Below are 16,634 nucleotides of genomic sequence, written 5' to 3' on the forward strand. Positions count from 1 at the left end.
GCAACAATGTTAATATTACAGGACATTCCCAGCGGCGTCAACTATCATCTATCCATCCCTTTATATAAAATAACCTATGCATAAACGGAAGCGAACGTTCCGTCTATGCATAGGGTGGTTGTCCAAGCGGTCGGTTATTCCACTCCCATTTCACGGCGAACGACATCCGCGATCCGCTCCACGTAGGCGCGGCACGCTTCTTCGGTCGGGGCCTCCGCCATAATGCGCACAAGCGGCTCAGTCCCCGATGGGCGGACAAGAACGCGGCCGTTGCCGTTCATCTCTGCCTCCACTTCCTGGATCACTTTTTTCACTTGCTCATTTTCCATCGCTTTTTCTTTATCTTTTACCCGGACGTTCACAAGCAGCTGCGGGTATTTTTTCATTTCCCCCGCCAATTCGGAAAGCGGCTTGCCTTTGATTTTCATGATGTTGACAAGCTGGAGCGCCGTCAACATTCCGTCCCCCGTCGTGTTGTAGTCAAGGAAAATGATGTGTCCGGACTGCTCGCCGCCGAGATTATAGCCGTTCTTCTTCATTTCCTCGACGACATAGCGGTCGCCAACGGCCGTTTGTACACTTTTGATTCCCTGCGCCTCAAGCGCCTTGTAAAACCCAAGGTTGCTCATGACGGTTGAGACGACGGTTTGGTGCTTGAGGCGGCCGGTTTCTTTTAAATATTTGGCGCAAATGTACATAATTTGGTCGCCATCGACGATGTTGCCGTTCTCATCGACGGCAATGAGACGGTCGCCGTCGCCGTCAAAGGCGAGCCCGACATCCGCTCCTTTTTCTTTGACAAATGCGGCGAGCGCTTCCGGATGGGTGGACCCGACCCCTTCGTTAATGTTGAGCCCATTGGGCGAAGCCCCCATTGTCACGACATCCGCATCCAAATCGGCAAATAAGTACGTCGCAAGCGATGACGTCGCCCCGTGCGCGCAGTCGAGGGCGATTTTCATCCCGGAAAAATCTTCTTCATCAATCGTTTGTTTTAAATACTGCAAGTACTTTTGCCCGCCTTCGAAATAGTCGTTTACTTGCCCAAGCCCAGCCCCGATCGGCCGCGGCAGCATATCCTCCGCGCTGTCGATCAGCGCCTCAATTTCCGCTTCCTGCTCATCCGACAGCTTGAACCCGTCCGGACCGAAAAATTTAATGCCGTTATCTTGCACCGGGTTGTGGGAGGCGGAAATCATAATGCCGGCCTGCGCTCCAAGCGCCTTCGTCAAATAGGCGACGCCTGGCGTGGAAATGACACCAAGGCGCATCACTTCCGCCCCGATCGACAAAAGCCCGGCGACAAGGGCGCCTTCCAACATATGGCCGGAAATGCGGGTGTCGCGCCCGATCAGTACTTTCGGGCGCTCAGCGCTTTTGGTCAGCACGTATCCGCCGCAGCGGCCGATTTGAAACGCCAACTCTGGCGTCAATTCACGATTTGCGACTCCTCGTACACCATCAGTGCCAAAATATTTGCCCATTCGTTCACTCTCTCCTTACTATGCAGTTTATTGTGCAGTTGCTTTGTCGCGAATATGGACCATCGCCGTTTCCGCCGACGGTTGCCATTGGACTTGTTTAGGGTGGTTCCATTGAATGGGAACTTGATGTTCGCCGGTGTCAAGTCCACCGACATCGACATACAAACGAATATCGTCTTTTGTCAACCCGCGGACGACATCGGGCGGACCGACAAGGCGGACCGTAATTTTGCCTTCAAGCGGTTTGACAAATTCAGCTTTGTATGAATCCGGCAAGCCGACGACAGCGATCGGCACGTCTTTCCACGTTTGCGTGACGTCTTTTTCCACATCAATATGGACCTTGATTTTGTCTGGGTTGACGCTTTTTGCGCCATCAGGGAGCGGAGCGTCAAGTTCTACCGTCGCATCATCCGTAATATCGTCCAAATCAACGGTCAATCCTTCCAGCTTGTCAATATGGTTCAACACTTCCTTCGGTCCATAAATCGTCACTCGATCCGGCTCCGGCGTGATGCTGACAAGATGCACACCATCCGGCAACTCCCCAGTTGTTCGCACTTGAACCGGCACCGTCTTGCTCGGGCTTTTCACCGGCACGGTTACTTCCACCGACGATGGCTCTGGCTCAATATCCAACTCATTTCCCCGTCGATCGTACACCCGAACGCGCGCTTCTCTCGTCAGCGTTTCCGTCGCCCCATCTAAGTCGACGATGGCTTTGACAAACGCAATCTCGTCGATTAGTTCCTTCGCCCCGGTAATCGTCACGGCATCTGGTTTCACAGTCGGTTCTCCAACGGAATAGCCATCCGGCATTTTGTTTCGATTGAAAAATTCAACACCGACAGGAAACCGTTTCGACACTTTTTCACGAATCGTCACTTTGGCCGAGGAAGGCTGAATCGTCACTTTCAACTTGTCAGAGATGTCCCTGTATTTGATCGGCACCGTGTATGTCCCTAACGGCAATTCCGTTAAATCGACATACACCTCGAAATTTCGCTGCAGAGCCGTCGGTTTGACAATGCTGGCCGGCCCTTGGAGCGTAACGTTCACGTATTTCGGGACGCCAGATACGACCAAGTTGTCTTCATCATAGTAAGCGACCACCGGAATATCGATCAACGTTTCCGTATCTTCCTGGCCAAACGTGTTGCGCGTTTCACCGGTTTTCGCCCCGACATTGGCTGACATATACAGCATAATCGCCAGCAATAAGGAGACAACGCGAATAAACCAAGGATGGTCCATCAACTTATCCATGTTTCTTCCCCCTCCATTGCCAACGGGAAGAAGCGGGCGCCTTCGTCGCTGGAGCAAGTTCGCCGGTCAACAGCTCCCGAAACTCATCGATCGTTAAATCGCGGTGCAGCTCGCCGTTTTTCGTCAACGATACTGCTCCCGTCTCTTCCGACACGACGACGGTGACGCTGTCCGTCACTTCGCTGATGCCGAGCGCCGCCCGATGGCGTGTTCCGAGCTCTTTCGAAATAAACGGACTTTCCGATAATGGTAAATAACAGGCCGCCGCAGCGATTTGGTTTTTTTGAATAATGACCGCCCCGTCATGAAGCGGCGTGTTCGGAATGAAAATATTAATGAGCAGTTCCGACGACACATGAGCGTTTAACATAATGCCGGTTTCGATATAATCGTTCATTCCGGTTTCCCGCTCAATGGAAATCAGCGCGCCGATGCGTCGCTTCGCCATATACTCGGTCGCTTTGACAATGGCTTCCACCATTCGCATCCGCTCTTCATCTTCATTGACCGTATTGCGGGTGAACAGCCGTCCGCGGCCGAGCTGCTCCAGGGCGCGCCGCAATTCTGGTTGGAAAATGATGATGATCGCGAGAAATCCCCAAATGATCGCCTGATCCATCAGCCATTGCAACGTCGTCAATCCGAGGTAATTGCTCACGAAACGAACCAAAATAATTAAAAAAATGCCTTTTAACAGCTGAATGGCCTTCGTCCCGCGAATCATCATGATCAACTTGTAAATCACATACCAAACGACAAGGATATCAACCACTTTTAACAAATATGACACGATGGGGAGCTCTCCGAAGGACATCTTCACACTTCCTTTATCTCTAATTCCAATCTGTTGATGGCCACGGAAAAAGCCATCGAACGATGGCTGCCATCATTCAATCGATTGGAGCGCACGATTGAACCTTTCTTTAATATTATACCAAATCCATTCAAACACTTGATTAATTTCCTCCACTTCCCCTGTCACTTGCCCGGCGGACGCCATATATTTCTTTCCATGGATCACAGTCACGTCCCCATCAACCGTTCCTTCAATCCGAATCGAGCCATTGCGGACGACAATATCCCCTTTGACCGTTTCTCCTTTCGGCACGATGACAGTATGATCGCGGATGATGACATGTTCATCAGCTGAGACGGAAAACGCGCCTCTTTCCCCCCATGAAGAAGCTAAGCTGCCGAAAGTGAGCGCTAAAAACAACGAGGCAGCCGTAAGCAGCGGGTGGCGATGCAGGAAGCGGCGCAGCCGCGCGGTCTTTCTCTCTTTCGGCATCGCCTCCATAACCTTGGCTGCAAACGACGACGGCGGCGCAACGTGGGCGGCATATTGGAGGAAAGCAACCGTCTTTTTCAGCTCGTGAAAATGGGCAGCGCACGCAGCGCACGAACGCAAATGTTCTTTCAGCTGCTGCTCTCCTTCTGGCTGGAGATCTCCATCAAAATAGCTGTGCATGAGCAACACGATTTCTTTCGGACATTCCATAGTCTCCCACCCTCTTATAAATGACCCAATTGCCTGCGCAACGCTTCGCGGCCGCGATGCAGCCGCGTTTTCACCGTGCCGACCGGCAACCCTAAAATCTCGCTGATTTCTTGCAACGACAAATCTTCCATATATTTCAACACGATCACGCTCCGGTATTTTTCCGGCAACTGCTCAATCGCTCGCTGCACCGTCTCTTGCAGCTCCAGGCTTTCCACTGCCTCCTCCGGGGATGTTTCGAGGGAAGGAAGCTGAGCCTGCATCGTCAACCCGTCCGTGCCTCCGACCTCTTCATCTAAATACACGTCCGGCTTCCGTTTCCGCAATTTATCGATCGTCAAGTTCGTCGCGATCCGGTACAGCCAAGTGGAAAACTTCATTTCAGGATTGTACGTATCAATATGGATGTAGGCGCGGATGAACGCCTCCTGCGCCGCATCTTCCGCCTCATGCCGATTGCCCAACATTCGATAGCAAAGGCGGTAAATCTTGTCCTTATACAAATCGACAAGATCCGCGTATGCGTTTTGATCCCCTTTTTGGATCGCCTTAATTCTCTTTTTAATAAATAGATCCATAAAATACAATACCCCCGCCTCACGGCTTACTGTATATTACGGCGCTCGATCAAGAAAAGTTTCATGCAACATATTTATTGTATCATACAACTGAAAAAGAGGAGACACCAAACAAATGGCAGCCCCTCTTTCACAAACAGCGGGAACAAATCATCATCAGGCGTGTTGATTATCCAATAAAATCCAAAGGGTATAGAAAAAAGAGCACCTTTCCTGTAGAATGTGAGTAGCAACACAAACAAACCCAGGAGGTGCTCTCTATGAACAAGCATACCACACTCCCGAATTTGATGCAAAAACTTGTTTCGGATGAAGAGATTCAACTGATTGCCGAAGCGGTTGGGTATCGTGATTCGTCTCGAACCTTTACGTTGCGCGAGTTGATTCACTTCTTCCTGCTGGCCGCCATGCATCAATGGAAAAGCTTTCGCCACGGAGCCGATGTGGGGCCTCTGTATGGATTGCCGCGATTCCATTATTCCACAGTATCCAAGAAAGCGAAAGAAGTTCCCTATGACATCATGAAACGCTTGTTGGCGTTGATCATTTCCAAGTGCAACCGCCAAACCCGCCGTTCGCTTCGGTTTCCCAAACCGCTTCGGGTGGTGGATTCGACGACCGTCACGGTCGGGAAAAACCGCCTCCCATGGGCTCCGTATCACGGCGAACGCGCCGGAGTGAAGCTGCACGTCGCGTATTCGCCGGAATCCTCGTTGCCGGCAGACGTGGTGGAAACCATCGGACTGCGTCATGATGGCCCGGTGGGAGAACAGTTGACGAACGCTCAACAAGTGCTCGTGGAAGACCGGGCGTATTTCAAAATCGAACGCCTCGATCGATTTGTGGAGCAGCATCAGCTCTTTGTCATTCGGATGAAGGACAACATCGAACTTCATCAGAAAAAAAGCTTGAACCGCCTTCCGAGCGCATCTTCATCGGTTCAAGCCGACTTCACGTGCCAGTTGGGAACGAAACAATACCGCTCCACCAAGCGTCACCGGGTAGTGATCTTTCGAGATGCGAATGGCCGCGACATTCGGGTCGTGACGAACCTCTTCCATGCGTCTGCGGAAACCATTGCCGACATGTACCAACAACGTTGGACTGTTGAGATCTTTTTCCGTTGGGTGAAGCAATATCTGAATGTCCCGACCTTGTTTGGCACGACGGAAAATGCGGTATACAACCAACTGTTTGCGGCGTTCATCGCGTATGTGTTGCTGCGATGGCTGTATGATCAAACCAAAAAACGGACGAACGTCTCTCTTTCCTTCATTTCGTTTGTTCGCCGTTTTTTCTCTGGGCAGCTTCCTCTCGATTGGAAATCCGGGATGGCCGCTGCTTTGTTTGAGTATGCCCAAATTTATGGAAGGCGTATGTCTAATTTTGGATAATCAACACTCGTGAATCATCATCATATCCGTAAATCCCGCAACCAACCCTCTTTGCTCACATGCATTAAATGAGTTTTTCACCAAACAACGACCCCATCAGCGCTACAGCCACTGATGCTGTTTTGTTCCGCTCATCCAAGATCGGGTTCACTTCGACAAATTCCGCTGAAGTGATGATTTGTGCTTCGGCCAGCATCTCCATCGCCAAATGGCTTTCGCGGTATGTCAATCCTCCAATGACAGGCGTTCCGACTCCTGGTGCGTCGCTTGGGTCAAGGCCATCCAAGTCAAGCGACAAATGAACGCCATCCGTTCGTTCTTTTAAATAGGTGATCGTTTCTTCCATCACCCTTGTCATTCCGAGCCGATCAACCTCATGCATCGTGTAAATTTTGATTCCTTTTTCGCGAATAAACTTCTTCTCCCCTTCATCAAGGGAACGGACGCCGATCAACACGACATGTTCCGGCTTGATTTTGGGGCTGTATCCGCCGATTTGCGTCAGCGCCGGATGGCCAAACCCGAGGCTCGCCGCCAGCGGCATGCCATGAATGTTTCCAGACGGCGACGTTTCCTCGGTGTTGACGTCGCCGTGCGCGTCATACCAGATCACTCCAAGCCGCTCATAATGTTTCGCCACCCCGGCAAGCGTGCCAATGGCGATGCTATGGTCGCCGCCCAGCACAAGTGGGAAGCGCCCCCGCTGAACGACTTGGTCAACCGCCGCCGCGAGTTTCTCATTCGCATCCGCAACCGCTTTCAAATTGCGCAACCGTGAATCTCCTTGCTCGTGCAACCGCTCTGCTTTCCCAATTGGAATATCTCCCAAATCTTCAATATCGTAATGAAGACGTTCCAGACGTTCGATGATGCCTGCATAACGCATTGCGCTCGGCCCCATATCAACGCCGCGGCGTGTCTGCCCTAAATCCATCGGAACCCCGATAATTGAAATTGGCTTCATGCTGTCTCCCACTCCTTTCGTTACGTCTTTATTGTAGAGGAAAGAAAGGGGATGACTCAACTTGACAAAATTTTGAATATTTATACCGATATAACAAAAAAGAGCAGACTGCTTGTGGTTGTCAAGCAGTCTGCTCTTGATGGAGCCTATCGGGATCGAACCGATGACCTCCTGCGTGCAAAGCAGGCGCTCTCCCAGCTGAGCTAAGGCCCCGCCCAAGCGGAAGACGGGACTCGAACCCGCGACCCCCACCTTGGCAAGGTGGTGTTCTACCACTGAACTACTTCCGCGCTATGGTGAGCCATGGAGGACTCGAACCTCCGACCCTCTGATTAAAAGTCAGATGCTCTACCTACTGAGCTAATGGCTCATGGTTAGGTATACACTCACAGTGAACGATGCCCCTTCCTCTACAAGCTTATTCGAAGATGTCAGATGCGTCGGGACAACTCGTAGCCAACTCGATGATGCAACGCTCGTTGCTCTACCTACTGAGCTAATGGCTCATGGGTTCAATAACACTCCGAGACAACGATGCCCCTTCCTCTACTAGCATATTCGAAGATGTCAGATGCGTCGGGGCAACTCGAAGCCAACTCGATGATGTAACGCTCGTTGCTGAACTAATGACCCATAGCATGTAAATTTTATGTACAAAAAATAATGGCTGGGCTAGCTGGATTCGAACCAGCGCATCACGGAGTCAAAGTCCGTTGCCTTACCGCTTGGCTATAGCCCAACGCTGTGAAACGATTCGATATCCGGTAATTATTATGTCACTGTTGCCATGTGGCTATACATTTTCAAATCAACCGCCCTTCGAAGGGCGGTTGATTTGAACGAAAGTGACCCGTACGGGATTCGAACCCGTGTTACCGCCGTGAAAGGGCGGTGTCTTAACCACTTGACCAACGGGCCAGTGAGAAATGGAGCTTCCAACCGGGCTCGAACCGGTGACCTCTTCCTTACCATGGAAGTGCTCTACCTACTGAGCTATGGAAGCATAAAAATGGCTCCGCAAGTAGGATTCGAACCTACGACCTACCGGTTAACAGCCGGTTGCTCTACCGCTGAGCTATTGCGGAATGATGAATAAACTATATGTCATGCACATCTTCTCAATGTGCTTGTTGCCTCTTCCTCTGCCAGCCAATTCATAAGGAGTCAGATACATCGGGACAACTCAAAGTAAATTCAACGATGCTAAAGCTCGTCGCTGAGCTATTGCGAAGTGAATAACATTGCCTAGCAGCGACCTACTCTTGCAGGGGCGCTGGCCCCAACTACCATCGGCGCTGGAGGGCTTAACTTCCGTGTTCGGGATGGGAACGGGTGTTTCCCCTCCGCTATCACCACTAGGCAATGGATGATCGATTTGCTTTAGACAATAATTATTATATCCACCTTGCTTTATTTGTCAACAGGAAGTTCATTCCTTCAAAACTAGATAACCGTTTCAGGAAGAAGCCGGGGCGCTTTCACTTTTCATTGTCTAGCTCCGGCTCGCCGCCGCTCGCCTGCGCTTTTCGCTGTCTAGTTCCGGCCGCCATCGGCTCGCGACGCTTCGGTCCTGCTGCGGCGGGCTAAGCCCGCTCGCAGGCCCTCCAGCGCGCCTCGCCGATAAGCAGGCGGCCTCCACTTTTCTTGTTAGGTTAAGCCCTCGATCGATTAGTATCCGTCAGCTCCACGTGTCGCCACGCTTCCACCTCGGACCTATCGACCTCGTCATCTTCGAGGGATCTTACCCGCCTGACGCGGTGGGAAATCTCATCTTGAGGGGGGCTTCACGCTTAGATGCTTTCAGCGCTTATCCCGTCCGCACATAGCTACCCAGCGGTGCCCCTGGCGGGACAACTGGTACACCAGCGGTGCGTCCATCCCGGTCCTCTCGTACTAAGGACAGCTCCTCTCAAATTTCCTGCGCCCGCGACGGATAGGGACCGAACTGTCTCACGACGTTCTGAACCCAGCTCGCGTACCGCTTTAATGGGCGAACAGCCCAACCCTTGGGACCGACTACAGCCCCAGGATGCGATGAGCCGACATCGAGGTGCCAAACCTCCCCGTCGATGTGGACTCTTGGGGGAGATCAGCCTGTTATCCCCGGGGTAGCTTTTATCCGTTGAGCGATGGCCCTTCCATGCGGAACCACCGGATCACTAAGCCCGACTTTCGTCCCTGCTCGACCTGTCCGTCTCGCAGTCAAGCTCCCTTGTGCCTTTGCACTCTCCGAATGATTTCCAACCATTCTGAGGGAACCTTTGGGCGCCTCCGTTACCTTTTGGGAGGCGACCGCCCCAGTCAAACTGCCCGCCTGACACTGTCTCCCACCCCGCTAAGGGGTGCGGGTTAGAACTTCAATACCGCCAGGGTGGTATCCCACCGCCGCCTCCACCGAAGCTGGCGCTCCGGCTTCCCAGGCTCCCACCTATCCTGTACAAGCGATACCAAAATTCCATATCAGGCTGCAGTAAAGCTCCACGGGGTCTTTCCGTCCTGTCGCGGGTAACCTGCATCTTCACAGGTAGTATAATTTCACCGGGTCTCTCGTTGAGACAGCGCCCAAGTCGTTACACCTTTCGTGCGGGTCGGAACTTACCCGACAAGGAATTTCGCTACCTTAGGACCGTTATAGTTACGGCCGCCGTTTACTGGGGCTTCGGTTCGCACCTTCGCTTCCGCTAAGCGCTCCCCTTAACCTTCCAGCACCGGGCAGGTGTCAGCCCCTATACGTCGCCTTTCGGCTTCGCAGAGACCTGTGTTTTTGATAAACAGTCGCTTGGGCCTTTTCACTGCGGCTCGTTCGGGCTCTTCACCCAAACGAGCACCCCTTCTCCCGAAGTTACGGGGTCATTTTGCCGAGTTCCTTAACGAGAGTTCTCCCGCGCGCCTTAGGATTCTCTCCTCGCCTACCTGTGTCGGTTTGCGGTACGGGCACCTCTTCCCTCGCTAGAGGCTTTTCTTGGCAGTGTGAAATCGGGGACTTCCGGATGACTCCGTCGCCATCACCGCTTGGCCTTACAATCCGCGGATTTGCCTACGGATCAGCCTTGCGGCTTGGACAGGCTCTTCCAGCCGCCTGCTCGCCCTATCCTCCTGCGTCCCCCCATCGCTCAAACGGGAAGGAGGTGGTACAGGAATCTCAACCTGTTGTCCATCACCTACGCCTTTCGGCCTCGGCTTAGGTCCCGACTAACCCTGAGCGGACGAACCTTCCTCAGGAACCCTTAGGCTTTCGGCGCAGAGGATTCTCACCTCTGTTTTCGCTACTCATACCGGCATTCTCACTTCTAAGCGCTCCACCAGTCCTTCCGGTCTGGCTTCAACGCCCTTAGAACGCTCCCCTACCGATGACCAACGGTCATCCCGCAGCTTCGGCGGCACGTTTAGCCCCGGTACATTTTCGGCGCAGAGTCACTCGACCAGTGAGCTATTACGCACTCTTTAAATGGTGGCTGCTTCTAAGCCAACATCCTGGTTGTCTTTGCAACTCCACATCCTTTTCCACTGAACGTGCACTTTGGGGCCTTAGCTGGCGATCTGGGCTGTTTCCCTCTCGACCACGGATCTTATCACTCGCAGTCTGACTCCCGGGCATAAGTCGTTGGCATTCGGAGTTTGACTGGGTTCGGTAACCCGATGAGGGCCCCTAGCCCAATCAGTGCTCTACCTCCAACACTCTCCATCCCGAGGCTAGCCCTAAAGCTATTTCGGGGAGAACCAGCTATCTCCAAGTTCGATTGGCATTTCACCCCTACCCACACCTCATCCCCGCACTTTTCAACGTGCGTGGGTTCGGGCCTCCAGCCGGTGTTACCCGGCCTTCACCCTGGACATGGGTAGATCACCTGGTTTCGGGTCGACGACGACGTACTTTTCGCCCTGTTCAGACTCGCTTTCGCTGCGGCTCCGCCTCTTCGGCTTAACCTCGCACGCCATCGTCACTCGCCGGTTCATTCTACAAAAGGCACGCCATCACGCATGAACGCGCTCTGACTACTTGTAGGCACACGGTTTCAGGTTCTCTTTCACTCCCCTTCCGGGGTGCTTTTCACCTTTCCCTCACGGTACTGGTGCACTATCGGTCACTAGGGAGTATTTAGCCTTGGGAGATGGTCCTCCCTGCTTCCGACGGGATTTCCCGTGTCCCGCCGTACTCAGGATCCGCTCGGGAGGGAACGAAGTTTCGACTACAGGGCTGTCACCTTCTCTGGCCGGCCGTTCCAGACCGGTTCGTCTACCCCGTTCCTTTCTCACTCCCACAATGAGCGGTCCTACAACCCCAAGAGGCACGCCTCTTGGTTTGGGCTGTTCCCGTTTCGCTCGCCGCTACTCAGGGAATCGCGTTTGCTTTCTTCTCCTCCGGGTACTAAGATGTTTCAGTTCCCCGGGTGTGCCCTCCATGCCCTATGGATTCAGGCATGGATACTGCCCCATTACGGACAGTGGGTTCCCCCATTCGGACATCTCCGGATCAACGCTTGCTTACAGCTCCCCGGAGCGTTTCGGCGTTTGCCCCGTCCTTCATCGGCTCCTAGTGCCAAGGCATCCACCGTGCGCCCTTTCTAGCTTAACCTACAGCGCTCTCGGCTTCTTCCTTATTGTCTAGCGTCGGCTCGCCGCCGCTCGGGGTCAAATAACCTTCGCCTTCCGGGTGCAAGCACCCTTGCAGGCGAAGAACATTTGCCCATCGCGGCGACCCGCGAGCCTCCGCTTTTCCGGTTATCTAGTTTTCAAGGAACGAGACTGCTTCTTGAATTTGCTTCTCTGCAGTCTTGCGTCGAGGAATTCGGCTTCTCCGAATCCGCTTGTAGACGCAGACGCAAACGAAGCTACTTCCCCGAACCTGCTAGCAGACGCAGGCACAGGCGCTTTTGAAGGAATTTCTCATTCCTTCAAAACTGAACGAAACGAAAGCGCTGTGTATCGACAGTTGGCCATTGCGGCCTCCACTTTTCGTCTTGTCTAGCTCCAGCGCCTGGCTCTCTTCTGCCAAATAACCTTCCCCCTCGGGGTGCCAGCACCCCTCCGGGTGAAGAACATTTGGCTTCGAGAGCCGAACGCGGCGCTTCCGCTTTTCGTCCTTAGAAAGGAGGTGATCCAGCCGCACCTTCCGGTACGGCTACCTTGTTACGACTTCACCCCAATCACTTGCCCCACCTTCGGCGGCTGGCTCCCTTGCGGGTTACCTCACCGACTTCGGGTGTTGCAAGCTCTCGTGGTGTGACGGGCGGTGTGTACAAGGCCCGGGAACGTATTCACCGCGGCATGCTGATCCGCGATTACTAGCGATTCCGGCTTCATGCAGGCGAGTTGCAGCCTGCAATCCGAACTGAGAGCGGCTTTTTGGGATTCGCTCCCCCTCGCGGGTTCGCAGCCCTTTGTACCGCCCATTGTAGCACGTGTGTAGCCCAGGTCATAAGGGGCATGATGATTTGACGTCATCCCCACCTTCCTCCGACTTGTCGCCGGCAGTCCCTCTAGAGTGCCCAACCGAATGCTGGCAACTAGAGGCGAGGGTTGCGCTCGTTGCGGGACTTAACCCAACATCTCACGACACGAGCTGACGACAACCATGCACCACCTGTCACCCTGTCCCCCCGAAGGGGGAACGCCCAATCTCTTGGGTTGTCAGGGGATGTCAAGACCTGGTAAGGTTCTTCGCGTTGCTTCGAATTAAACCACATGCTCCACCGCTTGTGCGGGCCCCCGTCAATTCCTTTGAGTTTCAGCCTTGCGGCCGTACTCCCCAGGCGGAGTGCTTATCGCGTTAGCTGCAGCACTAAAGGGTGTGACCCCTCTAACACTTAGCACTCATCGTTTACGGCGTGGACTACCAGGGTATCTAATCCTGTTTGCTCCCCACGCTTTCGCGCCTCAGCGTCAGGTGCAGGCCAGAGAGCCGCCTTCGCCACTGGTGTTCCTCCACATCTCTACGCATTTCACCGCTACACGTGGAATTCCGCTCTCCTCTCCTGCCCTCAAGTCCCCCAGTTTCCAATGACCCTCCACGGTTGAGCCGTGGGCTTTCACATCAGACTTAAGAGACCGCCTGCGCGCGCTTTACGCCCAATAATTCCGGACAACGCTCGCCCCCTACGTATTACCGCGGCTGCTGGCACGTAGTTAGCCGGGGCTTTCTCGTGAGGTACCGTCACCGCGCCGCCCTCTTCGAACGGCGCTCCTTCGTCCCTCACAACAGAGCTTTACGACCCGAAGGCCTTCTTCGCTCACGCGGCGTCGCTCCGTCAGGCTTTCGCCCATTGCGGAAGATTCCCTACTGCTGCCTCCCGTAGGAGTCTGGGCCGTGTCTCAGTCCCAGTGTGGCCGGTCACCCTCTCAGGCCGGCTACGCATCGTCGCCTTGGTGAGCCGTTACCTCACCAACTAGCTAATGCGCCGCGGGCCCATCCGCAAGTGACAGCCCAAAGGCCGCCTTTCAACCGAAGACCATGCGGTCTTCGGTGTTATCCGGTATTAGCTCCGGTTTCCCGGAGTTATCCCGGTCTTGCGGGCAGGTTGCCCACGTGTTACTCACCCGTCCGCCGCTGACCGAATCAAGGCAAGCCCCAATCCGGTCCGCTCGACTTGCATGTATTAGGCACGCCGCCAGCGTTCGTCCTGAGCCAGGATCAAACTCTCCAAAGAAAGTTGATTGGCTTTTGCTTCGGCCCATGCGGACCTCTGCTTTTCGTATTGTCCAGCTTCGATTGTCCAGCTTCGGTCCGCCGCCGCTCGGGGTCAAATAACCTTCGCCTTCCGGGTGCAAGCACCCTTGCAGGCGAAGAACATTTGCCCATCGCGGCGACCCGCGGACCTCCGCTTTTCGTCGCGCTTCGTTTCGTTCAGTTTTCAAGGAACGCTGTAAATTGTCCTTTGTAAACAGCTCTTTTATATTATCATAACAATTTTTTGATGTCAACCACTTTTTTGCTTCGCTGTTGCCAAGCTGCTTTTCCGAACAGCGACGTTTAAAAATATACCACTTTACCTCCAAAAATGCAAGATAATATTTTTAGGAAGTTTGCGGATCCCAATCCATGTTTATCCTCACCCCCGCTTTTGCCTACTCTGGCGCCAAGGAGTGGCAATTATGTTTCATAACCGCCATAGACCGCCGCATAAGATGTACATAGGACAACTGTTTAGGGAGGGATGGAAGCCATGTTTTACGCACTAAATGGGCGGACATTGAAAAAAGCTCTCATTATTATTTGTTCTGCTTTTTTCACTGCGTTCATCCTATACGCTTATGAAATGAACCGACCCGTGTTTTCGCTTTCCTCTGGGCCTAAGGCCGTGTACAAGGTGGACAATGACCGCGATGAGGTGGCATTGACGTTTGACATTAGCTGGGGGGATGAGAACGCGGAAAAAATTTTGGACGTATTGAAGCAACACGGGATTAAAAACGCAACCTTTTTTTTATCAGCCTCATGGGCTGAACGCCATCCGTCCGTCGTAAAGCGGATCAAAGAGGAAGGGCATGAAATCGGCAGCATGGGGTATAATTTTGTCAATTATGCAGAACTCGAGAACGCTAAAATCCGCCAAGATTTAATGATGGCGGAGAAAGTGTTCGACATGTTAGGTGTGAAAAACGTCGAGTTGCTGCGCCCCCCGGGAGGGAATTTTAACAAAAAGGTGCTAAAAGTTGCGGAGTCTCTCGGCTACACGGTTGTGCATTGGAGCGTTGACTCGAAGGACTGGCTGAATCCCGGTACAGAGCAAATTGTCGCCAACGTTACAAGCGATTTGGAGCCGGGCGATATTGTGCTCCTTCACGCGTCCGACTCAGCCAAACAAACGGCAAAGGCGCTGCCGAAAATTATTGCAGCCATGAAAGAAAACGGCTATAAAAACGCCAGCCTCTCTGAGCTGCTGGCCAACGGTGAAGCAGAAAGCAAAGGGATCGACTAAAAAGGGCGGGAGGCGGGTTTTCGCCTAAAAGCCGCCAGCCTTCCCTCAAGACTTTAGCATGGCCGTTGCAGTTGGATGATATCCTGATCATGTTTCCTTTTAGAATGAGCGGCCCGACAAAAAAGAACAGGCGGCGCTTTACGCGGACGATCCTGCGCCGCCTGTCAATTTATGCAGTATAAGAAGTTGATATGCATTGCATACTAATAACGGAATCAGCATCAAATATAACCAGTCTCGGTCATTGATGCGCAAAACGGGAAACCATTCAATCACCGTTACCACGACCATAAAGAACAGCGCCGGGACGAATGCCCCTTTGTTCGTCTGCGCGCTTTTTATGTAGGCAACGGCTAAGCCAACCGCCAAAATAAACAAGGCGGTCAATACATACGGGATGATCGAATCGCCTTTATCCGCAAACACCATGTAGCGGAAATAGACTAGATCGAACAGCACGAATATGATCAAAACAAGCTGGACAGCGTTCCAGAGGGAACGGAACATGCCAAGTCCGAACCGATGGACGGTCAAATAGGCAAAAAAGCCCGCCTGGCTGATGACGCTGAAAATAAAGCCGACGCCGACATGCCAAAGCAATACGGCAAGAAATTCAATGACCTCGAAACGTACAAGGAGATGTCCAAACTCTTTCCAATTCAAAACTATCCCGACGGCTGTTGTCGCGATTCCGCCGATCAGCAGCGTGGTCAAAAATAAACGCACCCATTTGCGGCTGTTCACAGCTTCATCCTCCATCGTTTCAGCATAACCCGCTTACCATTTTACCAGCGCCCTTGTGAAAAAGCCAGCTCCGATCTCCCCCATGTATATTTTTTTCGCCAACATTCATATTAAGGGTGAGGGATTTTTGCAGAAAGGAGCTCACTTTCATGAACAAATGCCTACCGCTCCTCTTGCTCAGTTTTCTCGTTCTTGGTTCCTGTGCCCCTCAAGAAACCAGCCCCCCTCCCCCGGATTATGACGAAACGAAAAAGATGGTTGTTGACATTTTAAAAACCGACGAGGGGAAAAAGGCGATTCAAGATATTATGTCGGAAGATCAGATGAAGCAGCAACTAGTCATAGATCAAAAAGCTGTAAAAGAAACGCTGCAACAAATGCTGACATCCGATCAAGGAAAAAAGTTCTGGGAAAGTGCGTTAAAAGACCCGAAATTCGCTGAAAGTTTTGCCAAAGGGCTGCAAGCAGAACATGAAAAAATGATGAAGGCGCTCATGAAAGATCCCGATTACCAGGCGCTGATGATCGATATTTTAAAAGATCCAGAAATGGAAAAAGCCATGGTCGATGTCTTAAAAAGCAAAGAGTTCCGCCAGCATTTGCAAAAGGTGATCACGGAAACGTTGAACAGCCCGCTGTATCAGGCGAAAATTCAAGATATGTTGATGAAAGCAGCTGAAAAGGTTCAGCAAGGCGGAGAAAAACAAGAAGAAGGCGAAGGGGAAGGGGGAGAGTGAGAAGAAAGCACCGGCAACCAACAAGGCGGAGGAGATTAATCAAGCAAAAA

10 protein-coding genes, 7 tRNA genes and 3 rRNA genes are annotated in these 16,634 nt (G+C 52.7%); 3 read left to right on the forward strand and 17 right to left on the reverse strand.

Annotation, left to right across the window (positions count from 1 at the left end; genetic code table 11):
• Window positions 1–134 precede the first annotated feature (134 nt).
• The 5 genes from glmM to sigW form a co-directional block, all read right to left on the reverse strand.
• Window positions 135–1,484 carry a phosphoglucosamine mutase gene (gene glmM, locus NSS88_RS07640; protein ID WP_033016922.1) on the reverse strand — a complete coding sequence of 450 codons (1,350 nt, stop codon included), beginning with the start codon at window positions 1,482–1,484 and terminating at the stop codon, window positions 135–137.
• A gap of 27 nt (window positions 1,485–1,511) precedes the next feature.
• Entirely contained in the window at window positions 1,512–2,750 is a 1,239-nt protein-coding gene (locus NSS88_RS07645) for a CdaR family protein (RefSeq protein ID WP_055358312.1), read from the reverse strand.
• Entirely contained in the window at window positions 2,743–3,564 is an 822-nt protein-coding gene (gene cdaA / locus NSS88_RS07650) for a diadenylate cyclase CdaA (protein ID WP_033016924.1), read from the reverse strand. The genes NSS88_RS07645 and cdaA overlap by 8 nt, the downstream gene beginning before the upstream one ends.
• 72 nt (window positions 3,565–3,636) lie before the next feature.
• Window positions 3,637–4,248 (reverse strand): anti-sigma-W factor RsiW, encoded by a 612-nt coding sequence (rsiW, locus tag NSS88_RS07655; RefSeq protein ID WP_055358311.1) that lies wholly within the window; start codon window positions 4,246–4,248, stop codon window positions 3,637–3,639.
• A gap of 14 nt (window positions 4,249–4,262) precedes the next feature.
• Window positions 4,263–4,826, reverse strand: coding sequence for an RNA polymerase sigma factor SigW (gene sigW, locus NSS88_RS07660; protein ID WP_055358310.1), 564 nt, complete (start codon window positions 4,824–4,826; stop codon window positions 4,263–4,265).
• A 260-nt stretch (window positions 4,827–5,086) separates the two neighbouring features.
• Here sigW and NSS88_RS07665 point away from each other — a divergent pair, with 260 nt between their 5' ends.
• Entirely contained in the window at window positions 5,087–6,220 is a 1,134-nt protein-coding gene (locus NSS88_RS07665) for an IS4 family transposase (protein WP_121678437.1), read from the forward strand.
• A 64-nt stretch (window positions 6,221–6,284) separates the two neighbouring features.
• Here NSS88_RS07665 and rocF read toward each other — a convergent pair whose 3' ends face one another.
• The 11 genes from rocF to NSS88_RS07720 form a co-directional block, all read right to left on the reverse strand.
• On the reverse strand, window positions 6,285–7,184 hold the full coding sequence (rocF, locus tag NSS88_RS07670; protein ID WP_055358309.1) for an arginase: 900 nt from the start codon (window positions 7,182–7,184) through the stop codon (window positions 6,285–6,287).
• Between the two features lie 140 nt (window positions 7,185–7,324).
• Window positions 7,325–7,397: transfer RNA gene (locus NSS88_RS07675), tRNA-Ala, on the reverse strand.
• A gap of 5 nt (window positions 7,398–7,402) precedes the next feature.
• Window positions 7,403–7,474, reverse strand: a tRNA-Gly gene (locus tag NSS88_RS07680).
• Between the two features lie 4 nt (window positions 7,475–7,478).
• Window positions 7,479–7,554: transfer RNA gene (locus NSS88_RS07685), tRNA-Lys, on the reverse strand.
• A gap of 294 nt (window positions 7,555–7,848) precedes the next feature.
• Window positions 7,849–7,923: transfer RNA gene (locus NSS88_RS07690), tRNA-Gln, on the reverse strand.
• A gap of 107 nt (window positions 7,924–8,030) precedes the next feature.
• Window positions 8,031–8,102: transfer RNA gene (locus tag NSS88_RS07695), tRNA-Glu, on the reverse strand.
• Window positions 8,103–8,111: 9 nt separating this feature from the next.
• Window positions 8,112–8,187 (reverse strand) — tRNA-Thr (locus NSS88_RS07700).
• A 7-nt stretch (window positions 8,188–8,194) separates the two neighbouring features.
• Window positions 8,195–8,269: transfer RNA gene (locus tag NSS88_RS07705), tRNA-Asn, on the reverse strand.
• A gap of 158 nt (window positions 8,270–8,427) precedes the next feature.
• A 5S ribosomal RNA gene (rrf, locus tag NSS88_RS07710) occupies window positions 8,428–8,544 on the reverse strand.
• Between the two features lie 288 nt (window positions 8,545–8,832).
• A 23S ribosomal RNA gene (locus tag NSS88_RS07715) occupies window positions 8,833–11,760 on the reverse strand.
• Between the two features lie 512 nt (window positions 11,761–12,272).
• A 16S ribosomal RNA gene (locus tag NSS88_RS07720) occupies window positions 12,273–13,831 on the reverse strand.
• Together the 16S, 23S and 5S rRNA genes with 7 tRNA genes alongside form the textbook arrangement of a ribosomal RNA operon.
• 516 nt (window positions 13,832–14,347) lie before the next feature.
• Here NSS88_RS07720 and pdaB point away from each other — a divergent pair.
• Window positions 14,348–15,103, forward strand: coding sequence for a polysaccharide deacetylase family sporulation protein PdaB (pdaB, locus tag NSS88_RS07725; RefSeq protein ID WP_050368743.1), 756 nt, complete (start codon window positions 14,348–14,350; stop codon window positions 15,101–15,103).
• A gap of 138 nt (window positions 15,104–15,241) precedes the next feature.
• Here the strand turns inward: pdaB and NSS88_RS07730 are convergent, their stop codons facing one another.
• A complete protein-coding gene (locus NSS88_RS07730) occupies window positions 15,242–15,847 on the reverse strand; it encodes a KinB-signaling pathway activation protein (RefSeq protein WP_055358236.1) in 606 nt (201 codons plus the stop codon).
• Window positions 15,848–15,996: 149 nt separating this feature from the next.
• Between NSS88_RS07730 and gerD the strand changes: the two genes are divergently transcribed.
• Window positions 15,997–16,584: a spore germination lipoprotein GerD gene (gene gerD / locus NSS88_RS07735; protein ID WP_033017230.1), complete on the forward strand. Its 588-nt coding sequence runs from the start codon at window positions 15,997–15,999 to the stop codon at window positions 16,582–16,584.
• Window positions 16,585–16,634 lie beyond the last annotated feature (50 nt).

The organism is Geobacillus sp. FSL W8-1251 (assembly GCF_038005945.1).
Classification (GTDB): Bacteria; Bacillota; Bacilli; order Bacillales; family Anoxybacillaceae; genus Geobacillus; species Geobacillus stearothermophilus.